Source organism: Laspinema palackyanum D2c, assembly GCF_025370875.1.
GTDB lineage: Bacteria > Cyanobacteriota > Cyanobacteriia > Cyanobacteriales > Laspinemataceae > Laspinema > Laspinema palackyanum.
Map to the genome: position 1 here is coordinate 479,494 of NZ_JAMXFD010000001.1, position 10,720 is coordinate 490,213.

Sequence of the window (10,720 nt, forward strand, 5' to 3'; positions counted from 1 at the left end):
TCTCTACCTCAGTGATGTTGAAGCCTCACCCGTTTGAGTTTAGACTGACCTGTGTAGATTAGACCGAGGCTTTGGCCTGTTGCGGTTCATGAACCGCTGGTTCTTCCCCGGGGGTAATTAACTGGACTGAGAGTCCCTCCCTTGCCATCAGGGAATTCGGAAACTGTTGAGCCGCTTGCTCACCGATCCGATCTAGGAAATCATCATTATGCAGGGGGTCATGATGGAAAATCACCAGTCTTTTCACGTTGGCTGCCTTAGCAACTTTGACCGCTTCCTGCCAGGTGGAATGTCCCCAACCGACTTTACTGGAGGTGGGGGAGTTGTACTCATCATCGGTATAGGTCGCATCGTAAATCATCACATCAGCATCGCGAGCTAACCAGAGGACATTTTCATCGAGGCGATCGGGAAAATGTTCTGTATCCGTAATGTAAGCCGCGACATACCCGCGCCAACTTACCCGATAGCCGACTGCCTCTCCGGGATGATTCAGGAGGGCATTTTCAACCTTGACCTCTCCAATTTGCACGACTTGGCCGATTTGGATATCGTGAAATTCTAGTTGAGCACCCATAATCTGCAACGGCACCGGAAAATTTGGGTGCAACATTTGATCGTTGAGGCGTTGCTCGATGGTGGCTCCATTAGGCGCGACTGCTCCATGAATACGGAACCGATTGTTTTTAATAAAAGCGGGTACAAAAAAAGGAAACCCCTGGATATGATCCCAGTGGGAGTGCGTGAAGAACATTGAAGCTTTGACCGGCATCTGTGATAGCAGGGATAGTCCTAGAACCCTTAAGCCCGTCCCTCCATCAAAAATTAGGCGCTCACCACCCACTCGCATCTCAATGCAGGGTGTATTACCACCGTACCGAACGGTTTCGGACCCGGGACAGGCTATGCTCCCTCGCACGCCCCAGAAGTGAACTGTGAATTGGTTTTGCATCTCTTGCATGGGTGTATTTCGGTTGTAGTCGCAATGGGGTCTATCAGTCAGGTTGTACGTTTGACGCTAAATCTCTAAGAAGGAGAAAATAGAGATAACTATATTCAAAGTTAACCAGGTTTTAGAAACTTATGGCAGCATTCTCCTGTTATACCCGAAAAAGCGGAAATTCGGATGAAGGTCACAAACTTATTTAACAATTTCAAACTCCTTGGGTTCTAAGGATTGACTGGGGTGGGGTTCTCTGGCTTCTGTGAGTGAGTTTTCACTCCGTAGAAACCCGGATTGGGGTAGCTCATGCGATCGCAATTTGCCTTCGGTGGAAGGGTCTTGCTGTTGCAGTCTTTGAATCGGTGGGCGATTGACTGTCGGGGTGATAAGTTCAATCCCTGATCACGCCTGGTGCTTCACCAACGACAGAGGACGGAGCATTTTGAGGTCTGATTTCCCACTCACCCTATTTACCCTGAAAGGATTGAATGTTCACAGTTACGCCGGATTTCGGTTTGGGGCGGCGATCGCCATCTTTCTTTGAGGCCCTAGGGGAGATTTCACCTCACCTGGGCTGACCCCAAAGGGTTCTGAACCCTCCCCCTGCGCTGATACTGCCCTCCCTATTCCTGACAAGGGTCCCAGGAGGCCAGGATTCTGCTCTAGCTGGGGTCAAACCGGGCCCATTTGAGCAACCCCCTATCCCCTGGGGTAGCTCACTCCCGGTGGGAACGGGTAAATCGCCCCCTGTTCCTGATGAGAATTGAGTCCTAGGGTGGGGACCTGATGCCCGAGGGCGTCTAAGGCTATCCCTGTGCCTTGCTTTCCCTTATTTCTACTCTCATTCTACTCTAACAAGATTGATAAACAAAGACTTAGATTAATTGTAAATATTTTGTGTTTTGAATCGGTGTCCCCTTGAGTTGCTCGACTTAAACCCCTTTTGCTGTTTGAGATTTTTTAGGTCAGTAAGTGGTGGCACTTGTTAATAAAAATTGGCCAGGGAGCTTTGAATCCATCCTGCTGTGCCTTGTTTAATCCGGGTTTGATTCCTGGGTGCCTTGAGCTTACCCTGTGATGATCCCATCTGGCCCCGACATTCATTCTATCAAATGACTGGCCTGAGTCCGGTCTCCCGGCCCTGATCGTTGAATCGCATTGTCTTTGAACTTTATTATAGAGCAGGTTGAACTCAGACTGGGGTCGAGGGTGAAGTTTAATTAACGAAGGAACCCGAACTCAATTGGGGGGAGATTGTCCGGATTTTTCTAAAATTTAACGATTAAATTAGCTTGAAAATAAGCTATTATAAAAATAGCCCGCCTGATTTCTTCCTTTCTACCTTCGGTGAGTGGCGATGAACGAAATTGCAGAATCGATGAAAGCTCAAACCGTCATAACCGACTGCGATCGCCCCGAAGGACTGGGGAATCCGTCCCCATCCCTAGAATTCCCTCAGAATCCAGCCTAGCTAGAACGCTCAGCCCGGATTGGGGGAAAGCGGTGGCAATCTGACCCGATCTGGCTGAATTCAACAAAAACTCCCCCCTTAATCTTCAGCGAACTTTTAACGGAAACGCCAACAGAATCGGGACGCCGGGATACTGCCGTTTTTGCACGTTACCCAACCCGTCCTCATCCCCAGAGGACTTATCCATTTGGGGAGAGCAAACCCTGAATGTAGAGGCGATTCCTTTGCTCGCCTCTACATTTAGCTTGAATTTTCAAAATCTGCGTAAGTCCTGCCCAGACATCGCCCCTACCTTTCAGGTGGATGGGGAAAATATCCCGCAATCCTGCCATTGTTCCAAAAAACCCCAGTCAAAAGCGTTCCAGGGTCTTGGGAAAATGAGAAAATAGTAACAAAAGTTAAAATTTCCGACATTTTCACCGCATCGTGATTCCATGACAGCCCTCCCTCCCCCCGACCTGTTACTTCCTGGGCAAGCCCCTCCTGCCCCTTCCAAGTCCTCCCTAACGAGTTTTCTGAACCGATTGCAGCCCACCCCAGAAACGGTTGTGCTTCTGCTGGCTGTCTTCATTGGCAGTAGCACCGGGATGGGAATCGTCACCTTTCATTACCTAATTCACCTCATCCATACCCTGATGCTGGAGGATGTCATGGGCATCATTTCCCCAGGCGGACCTTGGACCTTGGCTTGTATTCCGGCCCTGGGGGGAGCCGTGGTGGGGTTGATGCGCTGGCATCGGCCCGATTTTGGTCCAGGCATTTCGGCATTAATTGCGGCAACTCAGGGCCTGCGGGAACTGCTGCCCCTGAGACCTGTTACGAAAATGGTAGCAGCGTCGGTTTCTTTGGGGACTGGGGCTTCTTTAGGGCCGGAAGGTCCCAGCGTGGAAATTGGGGCGAATTTTGGGATGCTGTTGGGGGAAGTGCTGCAAGTCTCGCGAGAACGCCAGCGTTTACTCTTGGGTGCCGGTGCCGCAGCTGGGTTGGCAGCGGGATTTAATGCCCCGATCGCCGGAGTGTTTTTTGCCTTGGAGGTGGTCCTGGGAACCACGTTTGCCACTTCGGCAGTGAGTGTCGTCTTGCTGGCGGCAGTGGTAGCAGCGTTAATTGCTCAAATTGGCTTGGGTTCTCAACCGGCTTTTACCCTGCCGATGTATGACGTGCGCTCTCCCTTGGAACTCCCTCTGTATTTAGGCTTGGGTTTATTGGCCGCAGGAGTCTCGATCGCCTTTACAGAAACCATTCAATTCGCCCGTCACTGCTTTCGAGGAGAGGTGCCGCTAGTGAGATGGCTGGGTCGAATTCCCCGCCCGATTCATCCGGCGATCGGTGGAGTTGCGGTGGGGTTGGTGGCGCTGCAATGGCCCCAAATCTTGGGCATTGGCTATGAAACGGTAGAGGCAATGCTTCAGGATGTGGAGTTTTCCCTGCCGTTGTTAATCGCCCTGCTGGTGGTCAAGTTGGGGATAACAGCGTTCTGTCAAGGGAGTGGGTTGGTGGGTGGGGTATTTGCTCCCGCGATGTTCCTGGGGGCTTCCTTGGGTTCAGCTTATGGGAAAGTTTTAGCCGCCAATTTACCGGCGATCGCCCCTCATATAGCCGCCCCTCCTGCCTATGCAATGGTGGGAATGGCTGCGGTATTGGCGGGAACGGCTAAAGCACCCCTGACGGCTATTTTATTGCTGTTTGAACTCACAAGGGATTATCGGATTGTGCTGCCTTTGATGGCGGCAGTGGGTTTGGCCGCTTGGTTAGTGGAAGGGTCAAAGGTTCGCAATGATTCGGAGTTGAATCCAGAACAGATGGGGTTTAATGTTGCGCCCGATCGCAATCTGGAGATTTTACAGCAAATGTCTGTGGCGAAGGCGATGCATGAGTCTTGGGTGATGTTGAAGGATACTCAGTCGGTGTTGGAGGCGGGGTTAGCTTTGACTCAGGGGAGGTCTTACAGTGCTTTGGTGTTTGATTCGAGCGATCGCCTGATAGGAATTGTTAGTTTACAGGATATTGAACGGGCGATCGCCTTGGGAGAACGACCGGGAAGTACCCGGGTAGAATCGGACTCAGGGGCGGTGCCTTGGACTGAACAGGCGATCGCCGAGATTTGTACCCTAGAAGTTTTGTATGCCTATCCCGATGAGTTGCTGAGTGAAGCGTTAGACCGCATGGCGGCCCGAGGATTGCGGCAATTACCTGTGGTAGACCCGGATGATCCGCATCGGGTTTTAGGGTTGCTCGATCGCGAGGGGATTTCTTTAGCTTGCAATGTTGCCACGGTTTCTGTGGCGTTGGCACCTTATGTCCTGTTGGCCAATGCTGCACCCTCTCTGGAGTTAGCCGAAGGCGATCGGGCGGCTTAGAGAATTCCACCTCATCCAATTTTCCATAGGACTGATGCAATCTTTAAAGTTAACCCCTAAATGCGGTAAAGGCGATTCGCTTTCTCGCCTCTACCGCATTTAGCGTCGATTTTCAAAATTTGCGTCAGTCATGAACGTGCGATCATCCCCTGGGATTTGCCTTGTTTGGGGTTGGGTTATTGATTTCTAATCGCGGTTGTAGGGGGATTAACGGTTTTTAAATTTGGGTTAGAGTTGCGGTTGATGTGGCGCTGGCGAGGAAAGATTGTTGGGGGTTGTGACCCATCAGGAGAGTCTTGCAATGGTCCTGAACCTGCGATCGGTGTGGATCATCAATTTTTCTCAACCCTTTTGTTGAAGGCGCTCTATATATGTCAGGTAGCGATCGCGACCATTGCTCAGATTAGTAGCCTGAATGGAGAGGGAGAGGGGTTGGTGAATCCTCAAGAAATCCCCCTATAGGGGAATAGACGGTCAGGGTGGGAAGGGTAATATTTATGTTGCGGGATCCCCCCGATGCGGGAGAGTACAGGGGAGGGAATCGGCTGATGCAATCCGATTATTCGCGATCGCCTGATTTGAATTAACTGACAAAAGAGAATGGTAATTCCGTCCTTATCCTTGTTTGGCAATGGAACTCCAGGGATTTTTTCAGAAACCCCAATAGTTTTTGAGGGATTTATGGGGGTTTCCTCGGATCCTTTGCTTGCGATTGGAGGATAGACTGAGGGAACGAAGCGGGTTAAAAATTGATGAATAGATTTACGGGGTGGTCCGGGTCAGGATGAGATGAGATCGCCGAACAAGGGATTTTTTGCAGTGGCGATCGGCAAGCCGACCTGTTCATCTCCAGGTCAATGGATGACCCGGGAACTGATAGATTCACCTCCAATCCAACACCCACCCCAACGATTCTTCCCTTGGGGGTGATCAGATTGAAAGCCAGGGTCCGGTTATGACAGGACGGAAAGCCAAATTAGAACCGTGAATCCACTGAGATTGCTGGTGACAGCACTGAGGGTATTGAATTAGTTTGCTCTGGACTTCAGGAGGCATTAACCACTCACGGCTGAACTCTTCAGAACTAGATGCGGCAAGGATTTTGGCACTTGCCGCCGCTCCAAACCAAGCGTCAGAATTACTCAAAAGACTAGGTAAGGGTTGGGATACAACCCTCTTTGTCCTCTACCCGATGAGTCGGCTTTCTGTCGCTGGTTTAACTGCGGCGACCTGATTGGCAGTAGCCGTTACAGAATCGCCGTCTGGAACTCATTCGTCGTCAGAATCTTTATCGATTTGGCGCAGGTGAATGTGTTTGCGTCCTAGGGAAATTTCAAATTCATCACCGGGATTGAGATCCATTTGCTTGGTGTAAGCCGATCCGATCAGTAAGTTGCCATTTGACTGGACGCTAATCCGATAGCTGGCGCTACGTCCGCCACGACCTTGACCATTTTGCTTGCCATCGAGTTCAATACCCTCAGCATCAATCAGGGCATTGAGGAATTTCATCATATTGACGCGCTCTACCCCATTTTTTGTAACGGTGTAGTAGCCGCACTCTCTGGCTTTTTCTTCTTTGCTGAGGTTCTCTAGATCTTTGACTTTCTGGAGAAGATCTTCACCAACTAGGGGTTCCATCTTTTTCTTTTTACTCATTGACTTACAACGACCGCCATGAACAATAGGTCTAACGAGTTCTATTTTAGCCGAGTGTTGCTAAAAATTAGAACTTTTTTTTCGGGCAGTCAGATTATTAAACTATATTACACGAATCTGATTGGATAGTCACTGGATTTTCACCCTATCTGTGGCATCAGGAATGGTGAAGGCTTCACGGGAATCGGCAAACGTGAGTGATAGCTAGGGGTGGACTGATAAGAGGTACTGCCCGGTCCAAGTCGAATTGACCCTAACCTATCTGAGGATAGAAAGGGAACAGGGGTGAATGGTGGTCTAAAGATGGGGAGGATAAACGAGCGGATCTCCGGTTAAGGAAGGTAATGGTCTCGAATCGAGTTGTTCAACGGCAGATGAAAGAAGCGCCATTGATTGAAGAAGGGGTTAACATCGGTCAGTTATCCCGGAAATAGCCACTGTGCTAATTGAGTTGGGACTTGAAGCGCTCAGGAAGAGAATGGGTAGGAACACAGAGAGTTAGAGGGACATGATGAGGCGTTAAAGGGTTACGTTTAAAAGCTTGAGTCGGGTTGCACTCCTGTTGACAAGGGGGGGTTTGTAATGGGGCTGATGTCATCTTATGCCAATCAGAATCAATTGAGAAAGGGTTGGGTTAACCCGAGGCGGATTTTGTTTGTAAAGGTTGCTTCTAGTGAAGAGAAAACAAGTCAGTATCCTTCATCGGAGTCTTGACGGTATCGCTTTGTTACTATATAGACGAAATAGAAGGCAAGGGCTATAAATCCCGGAGGGACAGGGGTCCCCGGATGAGGGGAATGGATAAATTGGGTGGGTTCCGTCCCATAAAATGAGGGATAAAGCACAGGTATCTGCTTCAGGGAGAGAACATTCAAGGCAAGCAAGGGTGGATACTCTATCAAAGATGAGATCGCATTGCGGCTTGGAAAATTTGAGGGGTATGAGGAAGGAAAGCATCCAACGAAGGGAGCAGAATATTTTCAATATAAATCCCTCTTCCGGTTGAAAAGGGTTATAACCAAGTTTTGATGCAGTATCAGATTCTATTTAAGGGATGAAGCTAACAACCCGAGGACACTATAGCGTTAAGGCGCTGCTGGATTTGAGTTTACAGCCAGAGTTTGGCCCAACTTCTGTAAAAGCGATCGCCGATCGCCAGGATTTACCTGCCCCTTATTTGGAAAAATTATTGATGGAAATGCGCCGCGCGGGTTTAGTCAAATCCCTGCGCGGTGCCACGGGCGGTTATCAACTTGCCCGACATCCGGCACAAATCTCTCTGGGTCAAATTTTAGAAGCGGTGGGTGAAACAATTGATCCATTCCCAAGAACCTCCCCGGGTAGCGAACAAGCAGAGGATTGGGTAACCGATCGCCTCTGGCATCAATTGCACCAAAAGTTGAAGGAATCTCTCTATACCATTTCCCTCGAAGATTTGTACTTTGATGCCCGAAGTTGGCAAGCATCCCAAGGAGAAGAAACCAATTTTGTGGTATAACCCCTGGCGGTTTGATTCCTCTGTTCCCCAAGTAAAATGAGTGTTTAGACTCAGATTGAAGCCAAAAGCACCGATCGCTAATAATATAGATGAGTTAATGTCCTCACCGATAAGGTTAGCTGTATCAATCGTGCAACCCACAGAATTTGCACTGGGCGTTTTGGCGATCGCCGCTTATCTGGATTTTTTGATTGGCGACCCTTGGGGTTGGCCCCATCCAGTTCAAGGGATGGGTTGGGTAATTTCTCACTATAGCCAATGGGTTTTAAACCGCTGGAAACACCCGGTTATTCGCCGAATTGCAGGGATTATTCTGGCGACTGGGACAGTCGCCTCCACCGGATTAATCGGATGGGGAATTATTCAGGGGTCCTATTATTTGCATCCTTTATTGGGAATTGCGATCGAAAGTATCCTCCTTGCCAGTTGTTTCGCGGGTCGCAGTTTAAGAACCGCAGCAGAAACCGTCTTAGCACCCCTAACCGACTGCGATTTAGAAACAGCGCGGCAAAAATTAAGTCTATATGTAGGTAGAGATACAGACAATCTCAGCCAATCTGAAGTGATGCGCGCCGTCTTAGAAACCGTTACCGAAAATGCCGTGGATGGCGTCATGGCCCCCTTATTTTATGCGATCGCCGGGGTGATGATTTTTCATGTTGGGGCCTTACCCTTAGCTTTCGCCTATAAAGCGGCCAGTACCCTCGATTCTATGGTCGGGTATCGGGATGAACCCTATACCGATTTAGGATGGTGTAGCGCCAAACTCGAAGACCTTCTCACCTGGTTTCCCTGTCGCTTAACGGTAATTACTTTAGGACTTTTAAGCAACTGCCTCCCAGAGATTTGGCGCATCTGTCAACGGGATGCCACCCAAGACCCCAGTCCCAATTCCGGTTGGAGTGAATGCACCTACGCCGTCATTCTCGGTGTTCAACTCGGTGGCATCAATTACTATCGCGGCATCCCTAAACCCAAACCCTTCTTAAATACCCCCCTCAATCCCATCACTCCAGAACGCATTCACCAAGGAATGTTACTCACCCGATGGTGCTTTTTAACTTGGTTGAGTATCACTTTGAGTTGCGGATTCCTCTTCATCCAGTTTGGAGGTTAACACACCGATGAATAGTGTTGCATTTGATGAAAACTTTTACCGAACTGCCTATCCGGATGTCCAATCTGCTATAAATTCGGGAAATTTGCGATCGGGACTCGAACACTTCCAAATGTTTGGCCGCCAGGAAGGTCGAACCCAAATCTCTCCCTTCTATAACGAGCAATTTTATCTGAATCGTTATCCCGATGTTGCCAATGCTGTCATTAATCGGGCGTTTATTTCCGGGATAGACCATTTTCTCCAATTTGGATTGGCAGAAAAACGGGCCGGATCGCTCTTGTTTGACGAAAATTGGTATCCTCAGCGATATCCTGATGTCGCTAATGCCGTGACTGCGGGACTGTTTCAATCGGGATTAGAACATTATCGATTATTTGGACAAACCGAAGGACGTTCTGGCACTTCCTTCAATGAATTTGGCTATAAACAGAAGAATCCAGATGTTAATGCGGCGGTGGAAGCGGGGAGTTTTAATTCAGGATTAGAACATTACATTGCCTTTGGACAATTTGAAGAACGCCTCGGGATTTTTACCGGGACTGCTGGGGATGATACCATCACCGGGTTCGGGTCTGTGAGTGAATTATATGGCGTGGATGTCGTTCCGGGTCCCTGTTTCATTGGAGGTTCCCTGACTGGGGGGGAATGTTTAACGTTTCAAAGTCTTGGGGTGAATGAGGTTGATGTCTTAATTGGAGGTCCGAGTCAAGATACCTTCATGTTAGGACGACTACAAGTGACCCGCAGTCTTGTCCTAACGGTTCCTTTTTATGTGGGGAGTGGGAATCAGGATTTTGCCCGAATTCAAAATTTTGAAGTGGGTCAGGATACAATCCAACTCGCCGGTGCACCGAGTGACTATTTATTGGAGTCAATTGAGGGAAATGTGCATATTCTGCGGAATAATGTGGGATTATCGGCATCCTTACCCGCTCCCGATTTAGTGGCGATCGTTGAAGCGGTCCCCAGTTTGGGTGAGGAGAGTTTAACCTTTGTGAAAGGGACTTTGGGATGAGGGAGATATGCACAGTCACGACTTGAGGGGTTTCTTACTCCCCTAACCAAATCTCTCATTTTGCGCTATGACTAATAAATTCTCCAATCCAGACTTGACATGAATGCTAACGTGATTGAAATCCTCTCCGCAGAAGAACTGCGCCGGACTGTGACCCGTCTGGCGTCCCAGATTGTGGAACGGTCGAATGATTTGTCAGAATTGGTGCTGATTGGCATTTACACCCGGGGGGTTCCCTTCGCGCAGATATTGGCAAGTCAGATTGAACTCCTCGAACAGATTCAGGTGCCGGTGGGTGCTTTAGATATTACGTTTTATCGCGATGATTTGGATAATATTGGGATGCGAACTCCGGCAAAAACGGAGATGCCGTTTGATTTGACAGGGAAGGAGGTGATGTTGGTGGATGATGTGATTTTCAAGGGTCGCACGATTCGCGCGGCGTTGGATGCGATCGCGGATTATGGCAGACCCTCTCTGATTCGGTTGGCGGTCCTGGTCGATCGCGGTCATCGCGAGGTTCCCATTCATCCGGATTTCATCGGCAAAACTCTCCCGACGGCAAAGGAAGAACAGGTTAAGGTCTTTTTCAATCAGGTAGACGATCGCGATGGGGTTGAATTGATTAAGGTGATGTGAAGTGAAGTGGCAACA

At 49.2% G+C, this 10,720-nt stretch carries 8 protein-coding genes; 6 read left to right on the plus strand and 2 right to left on the minus strand.

All coding sequences use genetic code 11. The features are described from left to right. Positions 1–58 precede the first annotated feature (58 nt). Positions 59–961, minus strand: coding sequence for an MBL fold metallo-hydrolase (locus NG795_RS02090; protein ID WP_367287006.1), 903 nt, complete (start codon positions 959–961; stop codon positions 59–61). Positions 962–2,848: 1,887 nt separating this feature from the next. Between NG795_RS02090 and NG795_RS02095 the strand changes: the two genes are divergently transcribed. Continuing rightward, complete coding sequence (locus tag NG795_RS02095) at positions 2,849–4,774, plus strand: chloride channel protein (RefSeq protein ID WP_367287007.1); 1,926 nt, start codon at positions 2,849–2,851, stop codon at positions 4,772–4,774. Positions 4,775–5,017: 243 nt separating this feature from the next. Then, on the plus strand, positions 5,018–5,236 hold the full coding sequence (locus NG795_RS02100) for a hypothetical protein (protein WP_367287008.1): 219 nt from the start codon (positions 5,018–5,020) through the stop codon (positions 5,234–5,236). 807 nt (positions 5,237–6,043) lie between these two features. Here the strand turns inward: NG795_RS02100 and NG795_RS02105 are convergent. Then, positions 6,044–6,433, minus strand: coding sequence for an AbrB family transcriptional regulator (locus NG795_RS02105; protein ID WP_015150561.1), 390 nt, complete (start codon positions 6,431–6,433; stop codon positions 6,044–6,046). Between the two features lie 1,054 nt (positions 6,434–7,487). Here NG795_RS02105 and NG795_RS02110 point away from each other — a divergent pair. The 4 genes from NG795_RS02110 (at position 7,488) to pyrR (ending at position 10,705) form a co-directional block, all read left to right on the plus strand. Further along, a complete protein-coding gene (locus tag NG795_RS02110) occupies positions 7,488–7,931 on the plus strand; it encodes an RrF2 family transcriptional regulator (RefSeq protein WP_367287009.1) in 444 nt (147 codons plus the stop codon). A gap of 97 nt (positions 7,932–8,028) precedes the next feature. Beyond that, complete coding sequence (gene cbiB, locus NG795_RS02115; RefSeq protein WP_367287010.1) at positions 8,029–9,048, plus strand: adenosylcobinamide-phosphate synthase CbiB; 1,020 nt, start codon at positions 8,029–8,031, stop codon at positions 9,046–9,048. A 7-nt stretch (positions 9,049–9,055) separates the two neighbouring features. Continuing rightward, complete coding sequence (locus NG795_RS02120; protein ID WP_367287011.1) at positions 9,056–10,066, plus strand: hypothetical protein; 1,011 nt, start codon at positions 9,056–9,058, stop codon at positions 10,064–10,066. A gap of 99 nt (positions 10,067–10,165) precedes the next feature. Beyond that, positions 10,166–10,705 (plus strand): bifunctional pyr operon transcriptional regulator/uracil phosphoribosyltransferase PyrR, encoded by a 540-nt coding sequence (gene pyrR, locus NG795_RS02125; RefSeq protein WP_367287012.1) that lies wholly within the window; start codon positions 10,166–10,168, stop codon positions 10,703–10,705. The last annotated feature ends 15 nt before the right edge of the window (positions 10,706–10,720 follow it).

What these genes read in the sequence shown, in the direction of transcription:
- NG795_RS02100 (WP_367287008.1), top strand. Translation starts at nt 5,018, where the DNA reads ATGTGGCGCTGGCGAGGAAAGATTGTTGGGGGTTGTGACCCATCAGGA.
- pyrR (WP_367287012.1), top strand. Translation starts at nt 10,166, where the DNA reads ATGAATGCTAACGTGATTGAAATCCTCTCCGCAGAAGAACTGCGCCGG.
- NG795_RS02110 (WP_367287009.1), top strand. Translation starts at nt 7,488, where the DNA reads ATGAAGCTAACAACCCGAGGACACTATAGCGTTAAGGCGCTGCTGGAT.
- NG795_RS02095 (WP_367287007.1), top strand. Translation starts at nt 2,849, where the DNA reads ATGACAGCCCTCCCTCCCCCCGACCTGTTACTTCCTGGGCAAGCCCCT.
- cbiB (WP_367287010.1), top strand. Translation starts at nt 8,029, where the DNA reads ATGTCCTCACCGATAAGGTTAGCTGTATCAATCGTGCAACCCACAGAA.
- NG795_RS02105 (WP_015150561.1), bottom strand. Translation starts at nt 6,433, where the DNA reads ATGAGTAAAAAGAAAAAGATGGAACCCCTAGTTGGTGAAGATCTTCTC.
- NG795_RS02090 (WP_367287006.1), bottom strand. Translation starts at nt 961, where the DNA reads ATGCAAGAGATGCAAAACCAATTCACAGTTCACTTCTGGGGCGTGCGA.
- NG795_RS02120 (WP_367287011.1), top strand. Translation starts at nt 9,056, where the DNA reads ATGAATAGTGTTGCATTTGATGAAAACTTTTACCGAACTGCCTATCCG.